The 17,939-nt window shown below is 66.5% G+C and carries 16 protein-coding genes; 15 read left to right on the top strand and 1 reads right to left on the bottom strand.

Going from position 1 to position 17,939, the window contains the following annotated elements; all coding sequences use genetic code 11:
• The first annotated feature begins 2 nt into the window (after positions 1-2).
• From ftsL to mraY, 5 genes are read left to right on the top strand one after another with little or no spacing between them, the layout of a single operon-like run.
• The gene (gene ftsL / locus B2585_RS17770; RefSeq protein WP_292025659.1) at positions 3-392 is read left to right on the top strand and encodes a cell division protein FtsL; all 390 of its coding nucleotides are present in this window, start codon (positions 3-5) and stop codon (positions 390-392) included.
• Entirely contained in the window at positions 389-2,176 is a 1,788-nt protein-coding gene (locus B2585_RS17765; RefSeq protein ID WP_292025275.1) for a peptidoglycan D,D-transpeptidase FtsI family protein, read from the top strand. The genes ftsL and B2585_RS17765 overlap by 4 nt, the downstream gene beginning before the upstream one ends.
• A gap of 19 nt (positions 2,177-2,195) precedes the next feature.
• Positions 2,196-3,683: a UDP-N-acetylmuramoyl-L-alanyl-D-glutamate--2,6-diaminopimelate ligase gene (locus tag B2585_RS17760; protein ID WP_292025274.1), complete on the top strand. Its 1,488-nt coding sequence runs from the start codon at positions 2,196-2,198 to the stop codon at positions 3,681-3,683.
• Positions 3,680-5,104, top strand: a complete 1,425-nt coding sequence (locus B2585_RS17755) for a UDP-N-acetylmuramoyl-tripeptide--D-alanyl-D-alanine ligase (protein ID WP_292025273.1) — start codon at positions 3,680-3,682, stop codon at positions 5,102-5,104. The genes B2585_RS17760 and B2585_RS17755 overlap by 4 nt, the downstream gene beginning before the upstream one ends.
• Before the next feature lie 18 nt (positions 5,105-5,122).
• The gene (mraY, locus tag B2585_RS17750) at positions 5,123-6,211 is read left to right on the top strand and encodes a phospho-N-acetylmuramoyl-pentapeptide-transferase (RefSeq protein ID WP_292025272.1); all 1,089 of its coding nucleotides are present in this window, start codon (positions 5,123-5,125) and stop codon (positions 6,209-6,211) included.
• A 2-nt stretch (positions 6,212-6,213) separates the two neighbouring features.
• Here mraY and B2585_RS17745 read toward each other — a convergent pair whose 3' ends face one another.
• Positions 6,214-7,383: a Hint domain-containing protein gene (locus tag B2585_RS17745; protein ID WP_292025271.1), complete on the bottom strand. Its 1,170-nt coding sequence runs from the start codon at positions 7,381-7,383 to the stop codon at positions 6,214-6,216.
• A 179-nt stretch (positions 7,384-7,562) separates the two neighbouring features.
• Between B2585_RS17745 and murD the strand changes: the two genes are divergently transcribed.
• The 10 genes from murD (at position 7,563) to murB (ending at position 17,932) form a co-directional block, all read left to right on the top strand.
• Entirely contained in the window at positions 7,563-8,966 is a 1,404-nt protein-coding gene (murD, locus tag B2585_RS17740) for a UDP-N-acetylmuramoyl-L-alanine--D-glutamate ligase (protein WP_292025270.1), read from the top strand.
• Positions 8,956-9,888, top strand: coding sequence for a DMT family transporter (locus B2585_RS17735; protein WP_292025269.1), 933 nt, complete (start codon positions 8,956-8,958; stop codon positions 9,886-9,888). Before murD ends, B2585_RS17735 begins: the two co-directional genes overlap by 11 nt.
• Positions 9,889-10,111: 223 nt before the next feature.
• Complete coding sequence (ftsW, locus tag B2585_RS17730; RefSeq protein ID WP_292025268.1) at positions 10,112-11,281, top strand: putative lipid II flippase FtsW; 1,170 nt, start codon at positions 10,112-10,114, stop codon at positions 11,279-11,281.
• Positions 11,278-12,405, top strand: a complete 1,128-nt coding sequence (locus B2585_RS17725) for a UDP-N-acetylglucosamine--N-acetylmuramyl-(pentapeptide) pyrophosphoryl-undecaprenol N-acetylglucosamine transferase (RefSeq protein ID WP_292025267.1) — start codon at positions 11,278-11,280, stop codon at positions 12,403-12,405. Before ftsW ends, B2585_RS17725 begins: the two co-directional genes overlap by 4 nt.
• Positions 12,406-12,450: 45 nt before the next feature.
• A complete protein-coding gene (gene murC, locus B2585_RS17720) occupies positions 12,451-13,845 on the top strand; it encodes a UDP-N-acetylmuramate--L-alanine ligase (protein ID WP_292025266.1) in 1,395 nt (464 codons plus the stop codon).
• Positions 13,846-13,922: 77 nt separating this feature from the next.
• Complete coding sequence (locus B2585_RS17715; protein WP_292025265.1) at positions 13,923-14,762, top strand: aldo/keto reductase; 840 nt, start codon at positions 13,923-13,925, stop codon at positions 14,760-14,762.
• Between the two features lie 66 nt (positions 14,763-14,828).
• Positions 14,829-15,281, top strand: a complete 453-nt coding sequence (locus tag B2585_RS17710) for a GNAT family N-acetyltransferase (RefSeq protein WP_292025264.1) — start codon at positions 14,829-14,831, stop codon at positions 15,279-15,281.
• A 50-nt stretch (positions 15,282-15,331) separates the two neighbouring features.
• Positions 15,332-16,522 carry an APC family permease gene (locus tag B2585_RS17705; RefSeq protein ID WP_292025263.1) on the top strand — a complete coding sequence of 397 codons (1,191 nt, stop codon included), beginning with the start codon at positions 15,332-15,334 and terminating at the stop codon, positions 16,520-16,522.
• Positions 16,523-16,620: 98 nt separating this feature from the next.
• A complete protein-coding gene (locus tag B2585_RS17700) occupies positions 16,621-16,878 on the top strand; it encodes a DUF2484 family protein (protein ID WP_292025262.1) in 258 nt (85 codons plus the stop codon).
• 124 nt (positions 16,879-17,002) lie between these two features.
• Positions 17,003-17,932, top strand: coding sequence for a UDP-N-acetylmuramate dehydrogenase (gene murB, locus B2585_RS17695; RefSeq protein WP_292025261.1), 930 nt, complete (start codon positions 17,003-17,005; stop codon positions 17,930-17,932).
• Positions 17,933-17,939 lie beyond the last annotated feature (7 nt).

Here is a 17,939-nt window from a genome sequence, read left to right as displayed (position 1 = left end):
TGATGCGTTCCGCTCTCTATGTGCTCTCGACGCTGATCGTGATGGGGCTGGGCTACTGGGCTTATGTGGAGAACTACAAGACGCAGGCGGCGCTTGACGAAGTCGAGACGCTCCAGCGCGACATCGGCCAGATGCGAGAGCGGCTTGTGGTCCTGAAAGCCGAATGGGCGTATCTCAACCGCCCCGACCGGCTGCGCGACCTGGCCGAGATGAATTTCGACCGTTTAGGCCTGCTCCCGCTGGCCCCGGAGCAATTCGGGCGCGTGGACCAGATCGCCTATCCGCAGGAAGCCGACGCGTTGCCCCTGATTTCGTCCGAGGACTCGGTGGACGTGCAGGGCGACCTCACCGTGCCGCTTGACGGGATTGAAGACCTGGAGACCCAACCATGACCCGTGTGCCGCTCCGGCCGCTGGCCCGCATCCTTGAAGCCCGTGCCTCGGGCGGCGACCCGAACGCCATCGAGCGCGAGAACAAGCGGCTCCGGCACGAGGAGATGCGCGACAAGGCCCGGCTGCGGGCCGAAGGTCGCCTCTTGGTCCTCGCGGCTTTGTTCTTCTGCGCTTTCGTGACGGTCGGCGTGCGTATGGGTACGCTGTCGGCCACGGTCCCGTCCGAACCGCGCGCGCAGGCGCCCGGCGCCCTGATCGCCCAGACCCGGGCCGATATCGTCGACCGGCAGGGGCGACTTCTCGCCACCAACTTCGTCACCCACGCGCTCTATGCCGAGACCGAGAACATGGTCGATCCGGCACGCGCGGCGGCGGAACTGGCCAGGATATTTCCGGACCTCGAAGAAGAGGCGCTCCTGCGCCGCTTCACCGGCAAGACCAAGTTTCTCTGGATCAAGCCACAGATCAGCCCGGAACAGAAACAGGCCGTCCACGACATTGGCGATCCCGGCCTCCTCTTCGGCCCCCGCGACATGCGCCTTTATCCCAACGGTGGTCTCGCGGCCCACGTCTTGGGCGGTGCTCGCTTTGGCGAACAGGCGGTGCAAGCCGCCGAACTTATCGGCGTGGCTGGCATCGAACGCGCCTTCGACGAACGACTCTCGGACCCGGCGCGTGCGGGCGAGCCGCTCATGCTCACGCTGGACCTGACCGTTCAGGCGGCGGTGGAGCGGGTGCTTGCAGGCGGGATGCAGGTCATGAATGCGCAGGGCGCGGCTGCGATCCTGATGGATGCACATACGGGCGAGATCGTTTCGCTCGCCTCGCTCCCTGATTTCGACCCGAACGACCGGCCCAACCCGCCGACCAAAGGTGACCCCTCCGACAGCCCGATCTTCAACCGGGCGGTGCAAGGGGTCTATGAACTCGGCTCGACCTACAAGATCTTCGCCGCCGCACAGGCGCTGGAACTGGGCCTCGTAAACCCGGAAACCATGATCGACACCCGCGGCCCGATCCGCTGGGGCAAACACCGGATCAACGATTTCCACGACTACGGCGCGCAACTCTCCGTCACCGACGTGATCGTTCGGTCCTCCAACATCGGCACGGCGCGGCTCGCCCAACAGATCGGCGGCGCGCGCCAGCGGGAATTCCTCGACCAACTCGGGCTGACCCAACCAACGGCGCTGGAACTCAGCGAAGCGGCGCGCATCAAGCCGCTCCTCCCGTCGAACTGGTCGGAGCTTTCGACCATGACGATCTCCTACGGCCACGGCATCTCGGCCAGCCCGCTGCACCTTGCAACAGCCTATGCCTCGCTCCTGAACGGCGGCACGCGGGTCACGCCCACGCTGGTGCGCAGCGGTCCGGTCGCCCCCGGTCCGCGCGTCGTGAGCGAAAAGACCTCCGCCATCGCCCGCGACATGCTGCGGCAGGTGGTGGCCTCCGAGAAAGGCACCGCGTCCTTCGGCGAGGTTCCGGGCTACGCGGTGGGCGGCAAGACCGGCACGGCGGACAAACCCAAGCCGCGCGGTGGCTATTACGAGGACAAGGTGATCGGCACCTTCGCGAGCGTGTTCCCGGCACATGACCCCAAGTACATTCTCGTGGTCTCGCTCGATGAGCCGGTCATCTCGATCCTGGGCGAGGCGCGGCGCACAGCGGGCTTCACGGCCGTCCCGGTCGCCGCCGAAATCATCCGGCGCGTCGCGCCCCTCCTTGGCCTGAGGCCGGAGATTGAACCCAAGGGTCCGATCGGTGTAACACTCACTTCGAACTGAGCTTGTCCCGGGGGGGACCATGTCACCGTCCAGAACGCTTCCACTCACCGCCCTCGGACTGCGTGCGCAGGGCGGTCAAGATGCTGAAATTTCAGGGCTTTCCGTTGATAGCCGATTGGTCAAACCCGGCCATCTCTTCGCGGCCTTGCCGGGGTCCGAGGTGCACGGCGGCGAGTTCATCCAGTACGCGCTGCGCATGGACGCCGCCGCGATCCTCACCGATCCCGAAGGCGCGCGGATTGCCGCCGATGAACTCGCGGCCTCCGACGCCGCGCTGATCGTCACGCAGGACCCGCGCGCGGCACTGGCCTACGCCGCCGCGCTCTGGTTCGGAGCGCAGCCGGAAGCGATGGTCGCGGTCACGGGCACGAACGGCAAGACCTCGGTCGCCACCTTCACGCGCCAGATTTGGATGGAGCTTGGGCTTCAGGCCGCCAACCTCGGCACAACCGGGGTCGAGGGCGCCTATACCGCGCCGTCCCGCCACACGACGCCGGAGCCGATCACGCTGCACCGGCTGCTGGCCGACATGGCGCAGGCCGGAATAACCCACGCCGCGATGGAGGCGTCCTCGCATGGCCTCGACCAGCGCCGGCTCGAAGGGGTCCACCTCGCCGCCGCCGGGTTCACCAATTTCACGCAGGATCACCTCGACTACCATGCGACCTTCGAGGACTACTTCAACGCCAAGGCGCGGCTCTTCAACCGGGTGCTGCCCGACGACGGCGTGGCGGTCATCAACGTGGACGATCCGCGCGGGCGAGAACTCGAAGAAATCGCGCAGGCGCGCGGACAGGAGGTCATCTCCATCGGCCGGACCGAGGACTGCACCCTCCAACTCACCTCGCAGCGCTACCACACGACCGGCCAGCAGATCCGCTTTCTCTACAACGGACGACCGCAGACCGCCCAACTCGACCTGATCGGCGGGTTCCAAGCGGAAAACGTGCTGGTCGCCGCCGGTCTGGCCATCGCCTCGGGCTGCGAGCCGGAGGAGGTTTTCTCGACGTTCCCGGCGCTTACGACCGTGCGCGGCCGAATGCAGCTTGCCGCCCGGCGCGACAACGGGGCCGCGATCTTCGTGGATTACGCCCACACGCCCGACGCCATCTCGAAGGCGCTCGAGGCGCTGCGCCCCCATGTCCTGGGCAAACTGGTCATCGTCTTCGGCGCAGGCGGGGACCGTGACACCACCAAGCGCCCGCTCATGGGACGGGCTGCTGCCGATTTCGCGGATGTGGCCATCGTGACCGACGACAACCCCCGGACCGAGGATGCGGCCAGCATCCGCGCGATGGTCAGGGAGGGCTGCCCGGAGGCCAATGAGTATGGCGACCGGGCCGAGGCGATCCTGCGCGGCGTGGACATGTTGGAGCCCGGCGACGCGCTGCTCATCGCGGGCAAAGGACACGAGACGGGACAGATCGTGGGCGACGACGTGCTGCCCTTCGACGACGTGGAGCAGGCCTCGGTGGCCGTCGCCGCGCTCGAGGGCCGACTCGCATGAACCTGTGGACCGCCGCCGAGGCTGCGGCTGCGACGGGTGGGAACGCCACCGGCGACTGGACTGTGTCCGGCGTCTCGATCGACACGCGCACGATCCAGCCCGGAGACCTGTTCGTGGCGCTCACGGACGTGCGCGATGGGCATGACTTCGTGGCTGATGCGCTTGCCAAGGGGGCAGGGGCTGCGATGGTCTCGCGCATCCCCGACGGGGTGAAGGATACCGCGCCGCTCCTCGTCGTGGACGATGTGCTCGCCGCGCTCGAACGCCTTGGAATGGCGGGGCGCAAGCGGACGCAGGCGCGCGTGGTGGCCGTCACCGGGTCGGTCGGCAAGACATCGACCAAGGAAATGCTCGCGACTGTCCTGGACCGGCAGGCGCGCTGCCATGCCGCCGAGGCGAGTTACAACAATCAATGGGGCGTGCCCCTTACACTCGCCCGGATGCCGCGCGAGACGGACTTCGCGGTGATCGAGATCGGGATGAACCATCCGGGCGAGATCGCGCCGCTGGCCCGACTGGCGCGTCCGCATGTCGCCGCCATCACCACCGTGGCCGCCGTCCACCTCGAAGCCTTCGAGGACGTGGACGGGATCGCGCGCGAGAAGGCGGCAATCTTCGACGGTCTGGAACCGGCCGGGGTCGCGATCCTCCCTGGCGAAATCGACACGACCCCGATCCTGCTCGCCGCCGCCGACGCCCGCGCCGGGCGGGTCGAAACCTTCGGGGCCGGGGAGGCGAACACTTTGCGCCTGACCCATCTGGACCTGACCGACGTGGCCACCGTGGCACAGATCGAAATCGGCGACGTCACCCATCTCGTTCGCATCGCCACGCCGGGCCGCCACTTCGCGATGAACGCCGTGGCCGTCCTGGGAGCGGTGCGCGCGCTCGGGGGTGACGTGACGCTGGCCGCGCGCGACTTGTCCTTCTGGACCCCGCCCGAGGGGCGCGGCACCCGCGAAACGATCCTGCTGGACGCGGTGGAGCACGAGGGGATCATCCTGATCGACGACGCGTTCAACGCGAATCCGACCTCGATGGCCGCCGCACTTGAAGTACTGGCGGCCACGCGCCCGGATCACGGCATCGGCCGGATCGCGCGGGGGCGGCGGATCGCGGTGCTGGGCGACATGCTCGAACTCGGCGATGGAGAGGCCGCGCTGCACGCGGGCCTCGCCGCGCTCCCTCATCTGGCCGAGGTTGATCTGGTCCATTGCGCCGGGCCGCTCATGCGCCACTTGTGGGAGGCGCTGCCGGCCGAGAAACAAGGACGCTGGTCCGAAACCGCCGAAGAACTGGCCGCAGACGCGCATCACCTCATCGACGCCGGCGACGTTCTGCTGGTCAAGGGCTCCAAGGGCAGCCGCGTCTCCCGCGTGGTTGACGCGGTGCGAAAACTGGGCCATCCGCAGGGCGCATAAGAACAAGGGACGCGAGACATGCTCTACTGGTTGGCCGAACTCTCTGACGGCGGCGACTTCTTCAACCTGTTTCGCTACATCACCTTTCGTGCTGGTGCCGCGTTCTTCACCGCCCTGATCTTCGGCTTCATCTTCGGCCGTCCGCTCATCAACCTTCTGAAACGACGCCAGAAATCCGGCCAGCCGATCCGCGCCGACGGCCCCGAAGGGCACCTTGAAACCAAGGCGGGGACCCCGACGATGGGGGGGGCGCTGATCCTTGGCGCGATCACCGTCTCGACGCTGCTCTGGGCGCGTCTCGACAACGGCTTCGTCTGGGTCGTGCTCGGCGTGACGCTGAGTTACGGGCTGATCGGCTTTGCCGACGACTACAACAAGATCACGAAGAACGACAATTACGCAGGGCTGTCGGGCAAGATGCGCCTCTTCCTCGAGGGGATGATCGCGCTCGCAGCGGCTTACGTCATCATGACCTTGCATCCGGACGAACTGACCGGTCGGCTGGCGTTTCCGGTGTTCAAGGACCTGCTCCTGAACCTCGGCCTCTTCTTCCTGCCGATGGCCATGTTCATCATGGTTGGCGCGGCCAATGCCGTGAACCTGACCGACGGTCTCGACGGGCTCGCCATCATGCCCGTGATGATCGCGGCGGCCACACTGGGCGTCATCGCCTATGCTGTGGGCCGGGTCGACGTGACGGAATACCTGGACGTCCATTACGTTCCCGGCACCGGCGAACTGCTCGTGTTCGCAGCCGGTCTGATAGGTGGGGGCCTCGGGTTCCTGTGGTACAACGCCCCGCCCGCTGCGGTCTTCATGGGCGACACCGGCTCGCTTGCGCTGGGCGGCGCACTCGGCGCGGCGGCCGTGTCGATGAAGCACGAACTGGTGCTGGGCATCGTCGGCGGGCTGTTCGTGGTCGAGGCGCTCTCGGTCATCATCCAGGTGCTCTATTTCAAGCGCACCGGCAAACGGGTCTTCCTGATGGCGCCGATTCATCACCATTTCGAGAAGCGCGGCTGGGCCGAACCTCAGATCGTCATCCGGTTCTGGATCATCTCGCTGGTGCTCGCGCTGATCGCGCTCTCCACCCTGAAGCTGCGCTGAGGTCAGTCGCCTCCGACCACGCGCAGGCGCGGGGTTTCAGGCTCTGACTGCATCGCGCGCGCCGGGGCGAGGCTGGCCGCCACCAGCGGTTTCGCGTTCTTCTTGTGCCGACGGACGAGTTCCTTGATCTGCGCGCCCGCTTCCACGATCGGGCGGGCGGGAGTGAACGTACGGCCCGTCAGCGCTAAGACCGCCCTCCGGTCCGCCGGGTCAAGTCCGTCCCATGTCCCCTTGTCCGGCAACAGGCTTTCCGCCGGGGCGCCATCCGCCCAGATCACCTCATGCCGGTCGAACAGCAGGTGGCAATAGATTATCTGGGCGTCCTTGCGATGCCGGGTGATGCCCGGCAGACCGATGAGCCGCTTGGCTGGCACCAGTATTTCGCGCGCGCCGAAGATACGCTCGGCGATCTTCGAGGCCACCAGCACACGGTGCTGCGGGGAGACGATCAGGTCACGCGCAGGCATTCCGGCGCCGAGCGACCCGCGCCGGATTTTTACCGGAGCATTGCGCTTGTCGCGCATCCGGTTGTCCAGCGGCACGGTTTTGGCGCGCGCCCAGCGAACGGCTTGCGCACCGTGATCTAGCGTCAGAACGAGGTCGCCGGGCGTGATGTCCTCGACGGGACACGGCCCGCCGGGCGTGTCGATGCGCGTGCCTGCCGCGAAACAGACCGTGACATTGTTGTTCTGGTCGAGGTCGATCTTGACGTCGTTGCCGGCCGGGTCCCAGTCAAGGCTGCGGACCTGGATCGAGGTGATGTCGGGCAGGTCGCCGACGCTGTCGTCCACCGCCATGAAATACCGGTCGCTGCCGCCGCCCAACGGGCTCGCGATGATGAAGACGACTTGGGACGCCCCGCTGTCGCCGCTGAGATTGGCGGCATTTGCGCCGCCGTTGTAGGTAACGGTGACCAGCGTGTTGTCGGGATCGGCGAGCTGGATGTTGTAGTCGACGCCGTCGATGGTCAAGACGCCGTTGTCCGCGTCCGCCGTTTCGTTGAGTTCGCCGATCCGCGTGGAGCTGTTGCCGCCTTCGTCGTCCGTATAGGTGGCGTTGTCGACAAAGCCGATGATATCCCCGCCGCCGCCCGGCGTCGTGGTGAACGTCCTGTTCTCGCCGATGCTCGAAAGCTCGACCAGGTCGTACAGAGGCGTGTTGTTGGCACCCATCAGGCACTCCGGCACTTACTACTGGTTTTCCTTACCGTCGAGGGATGGGCCGTAACGGGCAGGAATGTGGCTTTTTGCGGGAATCTTACGCCGCTACTGGTTAACGACAGGCTGAACCGGGCAGCCTATGGTCAATTCTGGCGCCGGGGGCTACCAATCGGCGCAAAGTGAGGTGTTCCATGATCCCCGTTCGCGGATATGAAGGCGAGAGAGTCGCGGTCCTGGGTCTCGGTCGCTCCGGGCTCGCGACAGCCCGTGCGCTGGCCGCCGGAGGCGCCATGCCCCTGTGCTGGGACGACGGCGCCGAGGCGCGAGGACGGGCCGAAGAGGCCGGGCTCACGCTCCACGATCTGGGCCGTCAGAACGCCTTCGATGGTGTGGCGGCCCTCATCACCAGCCCCGGAATCCCGCATCTCTACCCGGCAACGAACCCGCACATCCTGCGCGCCTACAAGCTTGGCATCCCGGTCGACAACGACATCGGCCTGTTCTTCCGCTCGCTCGGATCGGGCGAGTGGGACGAGATGGACCAGCCCCCACGCGTGGTGGCCGTCACCGGGTCGAACGGGAAGTCCACGACCTCGGCCCTGATCCATCATGTGCTGGAGGAAGCCGGGAAGCCCGTGCAGTTGGCTGGAAACATCGGGCGCGGCGTGCTCGATATCGAGCCGCCGGTGGACGGCGAAGTGATCGTGCTGGAGCTGTCGAGCTACCAGACAGACCTCGCCCGCGCGCTCACGCCGGACGTGGCCGTGTTCACGAACCTGTCTCCCGACCACCTCGACCGCCACGGTGGGCCGGGGGGCTACTTCGCGGCCAAACGGCGGCTCTTCGCCGAAGGCGGACCGGACCGGGCCGTGATCGGCGTGGACGAACCCGAGGGGCTTTTCCTCGCGGGTCAAATGGCGATGGGCCCGGGGGACGACCGGGTCATCCGCGTGTCGGTAGAGGAAAAGCTGACAGGTCCCGGCTGGCTCGTCCATGCGCGCAAGGGGTTTCTCGCCGAGACGCGCAAAGGCAAACAGGTGGGCTCCATCGACCTGCGCCAGATCGCGAACCTGCCCGGCACGCACAACCACCAGAACGCCTGCGCGGCTTATGCCGTTTGCAGGACACTGGGCCTGTCGCCCAAGGTGATCGAGGCGGCGTTCCACAGATTCACCGGCCTGCCGCACCGGTCCCAACTCGTCGCCGAGGCGGGCGGGGTGCGCTATGTGAACGACTCCAAGGCCACGAACGTGGATGCCGCACTCATGGCACTGCTCGCCTTCCGAAATATCCGCTGGATCGTCGGCGGGCTTCAGAAGGAAGGCGGGCTCGCGGGTCTCGCCCCCGGCCTCGCCAACGTGACCAAGGCCTATGTGATCGGGCGCGAGGCGGAGGCCTTTGCCCGCGATCTGGGCGACGTGGAGGCACAAGTCTGCAAGACCATGCAGGCCGCCGTCGCCGCCGCTATGGCCGAGGCGGGCGAAGGCGATACGGTGCTCCTCGCCCCGGCCGCCGCGAGTTTCGACCAGTACGACAGTTTCGAGAAGCGTGGCGAGGACTTCATCGCCCGGGTCAGGGCCGGGCTTGGCTCATAGCGCCTATCGTCCGGGCGTCGGCATCTCGCTCAAGATCGGGGCCGTGCTGTGCTTTACCCTGATGGGCGCGCTCATCAAGGGGACCGGGGGCCGCGTGCCCACGGGCGAAGTCGTGTTCTTCCGCTCGCTCCTCGCCGTGCCGGTGATGATCGCTTGGCTCGCTTATGTCGGCCAGTTGTCCGAAGGGGTGCGCACCACCCGCCCGCTTGGCCATTTGTGGCGCGGGCTCATCGGCACGACGGCGATGGGGCTCATGTTCACCTCGCTCATGCTCCTGCCGCTGCCCGAAGTGACGGCAATCCAGTACGCAACACCCATGTTCATCACGCTGCTCGCGGCGTTGATGCTGGGCGAGCGTATCCGGCTGTTTCGCATGACGGCGGTCATCATCGGTCTCGTCGGTGTGATCGTCGTGCTCTATCCCCGCCTCGGCGGGCTGGGGGCCGTGGGCGGTTCGGAAACGCTGGGCGCGGTCCTCATGCTCACCTCGACCCTTGCCGCGGCGCTGGCCCAGGTGCAGGTGCGCCGTCTGGTGGCGACCGAACGACCGGCAACCGTCGCGCTCTATTTCTCATTCTCCTCGACCTTCTACGCACTCCTGACCCTGCCCTTTGGCTGGGTTCTGCCGGGCGCGCAGGACATGGCGATGCTGGTGGCCTGCGGGCTGATCGGGGGTGTGGGCCAAGGGATGCTCTCGGCCTCGTACCAATACGCTCCGGCGTCGGTCGTCGCGCCATTCGATTATGTGTCGATCTTCTTCGCAACCGCACTGGGCATGGCGTTTTTCGACGAGGTTCCCACGCGCACGACGCTCGCCGGTGCGGCCATCGTGATCGCCGCCGGCGTGCTCATCATCTGGCGCGAACGTCAGCTCGGCATGAACCGCGAAGCGTCCAAGCGGGCGAAACAACCGCCGACGTGACCTGACGGCGCGCGGCTGGGGCCGCGCACAGGATTTGCGCGAGCCTGCACTTGCGTGCAGGCACACGCGGCGACGGGGGAGGCCAGCCTCCCCCGAACCCCCTCCGAAGTATTTGAGGAACAGAGAAGACAGGACGTGGCTCTATGCAGCCCAAAGGTTTCGCGCTAGAGTGAGGCCAGACCCGGAAAACCGGGCGTATTGAGGCAGTATCGGGCGGTTTCTCATGACCGAAATGGTGTATGGCGCGGTGCCGCGGCAGGCGAAGGATCCTATTCTTCCCCGCTGGTGGCGAACGATCGACAAATGGTCGGTCTCTTGCATTCTTCTTCTGTTCGCGATCGGCATTCTGCTGGGCCTCGCTGCCTCGCCGCCACTGGCGCAACGCAACGGGCTCGATCCGTTCTACTACGTCGAACGGCAGCTCCTGTTCGGGTTTCTCGCCTTCGTCGTGATGTTCGCGACGACGATGATGTCGCCCCTCATGGTGCGACGGCTTGGTGTACTGGCGTTTTTCGTCGTGTTCGTGGCGCTGATCGGGCTGCCGTTCTTCGGCACCGACTTCGGCAAGGGCGCGGTGCGCTGGTATTCCCTCGGCTTTGCGTCCTTCCAGCCGTCGGAGTTCCTCAAGCCGGTCTTCGTGGTCGTGATCGCTTGGCTCATGGCCGCGAGCCAGGAGATTCAGGGCCCGCCGGGAAAATCAATGTCACTGGTCCTGACGCTCATAATCGTGGGCTTCCTCGCCATGCAGCCGGACTTCGGCCAGTCGGCACTGGTGCTGTTCGGTTGGGGGGTGATGTATTTCCTCGCGGGCGCGCCCTATGTTCTGATCGTGGGCGTGGCGGCGCTCGTGGTGCTTGCGGGTTTTGCCTTTTACGAAAACTCCGAACATTTCGCGCGCCGGATCGACGGGTTCCTGAACCCTGAGGTCGACCCGACCACGCAGCTTGGCTACGCGACCAATGCGATCCGTGAAGGCGGGTTCTTCGGCGTGGGCGTGGGCGAGGGGCAGGTGAAATGGTCGCTCCCCGACGCCCATACGGATTTCATCATCGCGGTCGCGGCCGAGGAATACGGCCTCATCCTCGTCATGCTCATCATCGCGCTTTACGCCACCGTCGTCGTGCGCTCGTTCCTGCGGCTGATCAACGAACGTGACCCGTTCATCCGGCTGGCCGGCACCGGCCTTGCCGCCATGTTCGGCGTTCAGGCGCTCATCAACATGGGTGTGGCTGTGCGCCTCTTGCCCGCCAAGGGGATGACGCTACCTTTCGTGAGCTACGGGGGCTCGTCGCTCATCGCGACCGGCATCGCCGCGGGGATGCTGATCGCGTTCACGCGGACACGGCCCCAGGGCAAGATCGAGGACTTCCTCAGGCAACGAGGACATACATGACCAACAAGGCACCGCTGCTGATCATCGCGGCGGGAGGGACGGGCGGACACATGTTCCCCGCGCAGGCGCTGGCCGAGGCCATGCTCGCGCGTGGCTGGCGTGTGAAACTGTCGACAGACGTCCGGGGCGCGCGCTACGCGGGCGGATTTCCGGACGCGGTGGGGATCGAGGAGCGGTCGTCGGCCACCTTTGCGCGGGGCGGGCCCCTCGGCAAGCTCGCTGTACCGTTTCGCGTCGCGGGCGGTGTTCTGGGGGCTTTGGTGCGTATGCTTACGGACAGTCCTTCTGCCGTGGTCGGATTCGGCGGGTATCCTTCTATCCCGGCGCTGACCGCAGCGACGCTCCTGCGACTGCCACGCATGATCCACGAACAGAACGGCGTGCTGGGAACGGTGAACAAGCTCTTCGCCAAGCGCGTGCACATCCTCGCCTGCGGCACATGGCCGACCGCGCCGATCCCGGACGGGGTGGAGGCGGTTCATGTGGGCAATCCCGTGCGCGCCGCCGTGCTGGAGCGCGCTGGTGCGGGCTATATCCCGCCCGGTGACTATCCCATGACGCTCCTCGTTATCGGTGGTTCGCAAGGTGCGCGGGCGCTGTCGGACAACGTGCCGGCCGCCATCGCGGCGCTGCCGGATCACATCCGCGCCCATGTCTCGGTCGCCCATCAGGCGCGAGACGAAGACGGGGAGCGTGTGCGCGACTTCTACGCCGCACAAGGTATCCGGGCGGATGTGGAGCCATTCTTCGCTGACGTCCCGCGCCGGATCGCCGAGAGCCAGCTGGTCATCAGCCGCGCGGGGGCTTCTTCCGTGGCCGATATCTCGGTCATCGGGCGGCCCGCGATCCTCATCCCCTATCCCCACGCTACCGGCGATCACCAGACAGCGAATGCTCAAGGGCTGGTCGAGGCGGGTGGGGCCGTGCGCATCCCCGAGACACAGCTGGAACCCGCCATGTTGTCGGAACACATCGCCAGTGTGCTGGACAATCCCGACGGCGCATTGCAGATGGCGCTCGCCAGCTTGTCCGTCGGCAAGCCCGAAGCCGCCGAAACGCTCGCGCGACTGGTGGAAATGCTGGCCGACAAGACGGACAAAGCCGCCGAGGGACAGGCGGCGTGAGGCGGCCCCGGGACCGGGGCGCTTCGCAATGAGAAGGGACAGGCGATGAACGCAGCGGCGACGAAACTCCCCACCGAGATGGGGGCCATTCACTTCGTGGGCATTGGCGGCATCGGCATGTCTGGGATTGCGGAAGTGCTGCTGAACCACGGCTACCGGGTGCAGGGGTCGGATCTGAAGACCTCGCCGATCACCGAACGGCTGGCTGGCCTCGGGGCGGAAATCTTCATCGGTCAGCGCGCCGAAAACCTCGAAAACGCGGAGGTCGTGGTCATTTCCTCCGCGATCAAGCCGGGCAACCCGGAACTCGATACCGCCCGTAAGACGGGACTGCCCGTCGTGCGCCGGGCCGAAATGCTGGCCGAACTCATGCGACTCAAATCCAACATCGCGGTCGCGGGCACCCACGGCAAGACGACGACGACGACGTTGGTCGCGGAGCTCCTTGTCTCCGGCGGCATCGACCCGACCGTGATCAATGGCGGGATCATTCACGCCTATGGCTCGAACGCGCGGATGGGGCAGGGCGAATGGATGGTCGTTGAAGCCGACGAAAGTGACGGCACGTTCAACCGGCTTCCCGCCACCATCGCCATCGTCACCAACATCGACCCCGAGCACATGGATCACTGGGGCACCGAAGAAGCGCTGCATCAGGGCTTTTACGACTTCGTGTCGAACATCCCGTTCTACGGCCTCGCTGTGTGCTGCACCGATGACCCGGATGTGCAGACGCTTGTGGGCAAGGTGACGGACCGCCGCGTCGTGACCTTCGGCTTCAACGCCCAGGCCGATGTGCGCGCGGTGAACCTGACCTACGAGGCGGGGATCGCGCAGTTCGACATCGCGATGCCCGACCTGACCATCGAGGGCTGTACCCTCCCGATGCCCGGCGATCATAACGTGTCCAACGCGCTCGCCGCCGTCGCCGTGGCCCGCCATCTCGGCATGAAATCCGCCGAGATCAAGGCGGCCCTCGCGGCCTTTGGCGGTGTGAACCGCCGCTTTACCCGGGTCGGGCTGTGGAACGGCGTGCCGATCATCGACGATTACGGCCACCACCCGGTCGAGATCGCGGCTGTGCTCAAGGCCGCGCGGCAGGCCGTGAAGGGCCGCGTCATCGCGGTCCACCAGCCGCACCGCTACACCCGACTTCATACGCTGTTCGAAGACTTCTGCACCTGCTTCAACGAGGCCGATGTAGTGGGCATTTCCGAGGTCTACGCGGCCGGCGAAGACCCGATCCCCGGCGCGACCCGCGACGATCTGGTGGCGGGTCTCACCGCCCACGGCCACCGCCATGCTTTCGCGGTCGACACGGAAGCGGACCTCGCCGAGCTTGTGAAACGCGAAGCGAAAGAGGGCGACATCGTCGTCTGTCTGGGCGCTGGCACGATCTCAACCTGGGCGCGTGAGCTGGAAGAAAAACTCACTGCCTGAGCCGCGAGCGGGTTGACCCGCGCGGCCCTCGGTTTAGGTCGGTGACTGACCGTTCACCCCACAACCCCGGAGGCCCCATGTCCGACGCGCCGCATATTGTTCCCACGACCACGCTCCTGAACGGGGTGGAAATGCCTCGTCTCGGTCTCGGCACCTGGCCCATGAACGACGACGAAGCCGCACGCGCTGTCGCCTCGGCCCTCGACCTTGGCTACCGGCTGGTGGACACGGCCGAGAATTACGGCAACGAGGCGGGTGTGGGCGAGGGGATCAAGGCATCCTCGGTGCCGCGCGACGAGGTTTTCGTAACCACCAAGTTCAACCGGAATTGGCACAGCGTCGCGGGCGCGCGGCAGGCCTGCGAGGCGAGCCTCGCGCGGATGGGCCTCGACTACATCGATCTGCTCCTGATCCACTGGCCGAACCCGGAGCAGGGCGCTTATGTCGAAGCGTTCGATGGCATCACCCGGCTTGTGGACGCAGGGCTCGTGCGCGCGGCAGGCGTGTCGAATTTCAAGCCACACCATCTGAACGAGCTGTTCGAGGCGGGCTTCACCCCGGCGGTGAACCAGATTCAGATCGACCCCCATCATCTGCGGTCCGAAGAAGTCGCGATCCACCGTGAAAAGGGCATCGTGACCGAAGCCTGGAGCCCCATCGGCCGCGCGGGCGACCTGCTGACTGAGCCGGCGATCAAAAGCGCAGCGCAGGCCCACGACAAGACGCCCGCCCAGATCGTCCTGCGCTGGCATGTCCAGTCGGGGCACGTCCCCGCGCCGAAATCCGCCGATCCGACGCGGCAGGCCGAAAACCTCGATGTCTTCGGCTTCGACCTCACCGATACGGAAATGCAGGCGCTCGGGGCGCTCGACCGGCCCGATCCGAACATGCTCGACGCCGACAGCTTTGGTCACTGATAACAACCTGCCCTTGACCGCGCCCGGCGAAGGGCGGACCCTGTGCGCGAGATCAGGGAGGATGCCATGACGACCGAGACCAAGCCCCGCGTGCGGGAACTGTCGCGTTACGATTTCCCCGATCTGCACGAGCTTCTGACGCATTACAGCGGTGGCAAGCCGGTTCCCAGCGGGGCCGAGGGCGAGGCGATTCTCTATGAAATCCTCGCCATGCCGGGCACATCGCTTTTCGGTGGAGAATGCGAAGGCCGGATCGTCTCCACCGCGATGCTGTCGATCCTGCCGAACCTCACCTTCGGGGGTCGCCCGCTGGCACGGATCGAGAATGTCGTCACGCTGCCCGAGTACCGGGGCCGTGGATTCGCGGCTGCGGTCATGGAGCGGGCCATCGAAAAGGCCAAGTCCAAGGACTGCGCGGATATATCGCTCCTGTCCCCCAAGTCCCTGAAAGCCGAAGGGTTTTACCGCAAGCTCGGCTTCACCGACGACACCGTGGGCCTGCACCTCTCCATCGGCTGACTTGCCCCCCGGCCCGCGGACCACCAAGGTCGCCGCAGGACGGGACAGACATGGCAGACACGCTACCGAAACGACTGAGCACCGGGCTCCTGACCGCCTATGGCGTCGGGATCATGGTGGGCGCGGGGATCTATGTCCTCGTTGGCCACGCGGCCGGGGCTGCGGGCATCTGGGCCCCGCTGGCCTTCCTGCTTGCAGGCCTCGTGGCGGTGCCCTCGGCGCTCTCTTTTGCAGAACTCAGCTCGCGCATACCCGAGGCTGCGGGCGACAGCGCCTATGTCGAACACGGTCTGCACATGCACTGGCTGGCGGTGCTGGTCGGCTTCATCAACATTCTGGCGGGCATCATCGGGGGCGCGGCCGTATTGCGCGGCGGGGTAGGCTACCTGACCGCGCTCGTGCCGATCGACCCCACGGTCGCCATGCTGGCGCTCGGCGGGGCCCTCACCGTGATCGCCGTTCTGGGCGTTGTCGAGAGCCTGTCCTTCGCCGCCATCCTCACGCTCGTCGAGGTCGTGGGCCTCGCCCTCGTTATCTGGGCGGGCTTCAGCGCGACGCCGAGCGGAGACTGGACGGCGCCCACATCCCTCCACCTGCCGGGTGTGCTCGCCGCCTCGATCTTTGCCTTTTTCGCATTCCTCGGCTTCGACGACCTCGTGAACATGGCCGAAGAGGCGCGCGACCCGGCGCGCCAGATGCCGCGCGCGATCCTGTGGTCGCTGGCGATCACCTCCGCGCTCTACGCGCTCGTCACCTGGGCCGCCGTGCGGGCCGTGCCGGTGGCCGACCTTGCCGCGTCGGAACGCCCGCTCGCGCTGGTCTGGACCGCCGCGACCGGCGCGCCGGCGGCGTTCCTGTCCTCCATCGCGGTGGCTGCGGCCCTGAACGGCGTGCTGGCCCAGATCGTCATGGCCGCCCGCGTGTTCTTCGGCCTCGGGCGCCGCTCGCGCTGGCTGTGTGTCTTCAACCGGACCAACCCGCGGTTCGGAACTCCACTGCTCGCCACCTGCGTGACCGGCGTGCTTACCACCGCCGCCGCCCTCGCGCTGCCCGTCGCGACGCTGGCGGAATACACCACGCTCGCGCTGCTCGTCGTCTTCTCCATCGTGAACGCCGCGCTGATCGGCGTGAAACGCTCGGGCGTCCTGTCGCCGTTTTCGGTCCCCCGCATCGTGCCATGGCTGGGCCTCGCCGGAGCACTGGCGCTGTTCGCGGTGAACATGGCGGCCTTCCTGACCTGACGCGCGGCCGGGGGCGAAACAAAAACCCATTGGGGCCGCAGTTTCGCCCGGTTTCGCGGACAGTCTGCCCGGACCAGCGCCATGCAGGAGACCGCGCCATGTCCTTATCCCTCATCGCAGGATGCCTTTGGGTCCTCGCCGCCTCGCTCATCGCCTTTCTGCCGATCCGCAAACAGATCATTCCGGGCACGATCCTTGGCCTCTCCGCCTTCGCGCTTCTCGGCTGGATCGGGTACCAGAACGGCTGGATCTGGACGGCGGTCGGCACTTTCGCGTTCGTCTCGCTCTTCCGCAACGGCTTCAAGGCGATCCCGGCCATGATGCGCGGTGAGAAGCTGGAAATCCCCGAGCACTGATCCTCTTCTTCGTTCCCCAAATACTTCGGGGGTGCGGGGGCAGCGCCCCCGCGCGGGTCGGATGGCGCGCAAGCGCCATTCGAAATCTTGCCACCGCACCCGGTCCACGCTACCTCCGTGCCCCATGACCATCAAGCTCCCCCCCGTCCGAGGTACCCTCACCGAAAACCGCGACCTGTCCTCGCTGACCTGGATGCGGGTGGGCGGACCGGCGGACTGGCTGTTTCAGCCGGCCGACGAAAAGGACCTTGCCGACTTCCTGCGCGCGCTCGACCCCGACGTTCCGGTCTTTCCGATGGGCGTCGGCTCCAACCTCATCGTGCGCGACGGCGGCATCCGGGGCGTGGTGATCCGGCTCGGACGCGGCTTCAACGGGATCGAGATCGACGGCACCACCGTGACTGTCGGCACCTCCGCGCTCGACGCCCATGTCGCGCGCAAGGCGGCGGCGGCGGGCGTGGACCTCACTTTCCTGCGCACAATCCCCGGTGCCATCGGCGGCGCACTTCGCATGAACGCGGGCTGCTATGGCCGCTACACTGCCGATGTTTTCCGGTCCGCCCGCGCGGTGACGCGGGGCGGGGAGGTGGTGACGCTCACCGCCGACGACCTCAACTTTCGCTACCGCCAGTCGGACCTGCCCGAAGGCACGGTCCTCACATCCGCCACACTCGAGGGCCCGGCGGGCGACCCCGAGGCGCTGGAGGCGATGATGGCAGACCAGCTTGCCAAGCGCGACGCGACCCAACCGACGAAAGACCGCACCGCCGGATCGACATTTCGGAACCCGGCGGGCTTCTCTTCGACGGGCCGCGCAGACGACACCCATGACCTCAAGGCATGGAAGGTGATCGACGACGCAGGAATGCGTGGCGCGATGATCGGTGGCGCGCAGATGAACGAGAAACACTCGAATTTCCTCACCAACACCGGCACGGCCACGGCGCAGGACCTTGAATCTTTGGGAGAGGAGGTCCGGAAAAAGGTTTACGAAACCAGCGGCCTGACGCTAGAATGGGAAATCATGCGCGTGGGCGAACCCGCGGCACAATAACGACAAG

The sequence above is a fragment of the Maritimibacter sp. UBA3975 genome, from assembly GCF_002384975.1.
In the GTDB taxonomy this organism is placed as follows: Bacteria; Pseudomonadota; Alphaproteobacteria; order Rhodobacterales; family Rhodobacteraceae; genus Maritimibacter.
Note: the sequence above shows the minus strand (reverse complement) of the source record. Positions and strands in the feature narration are given on the sequence as shown.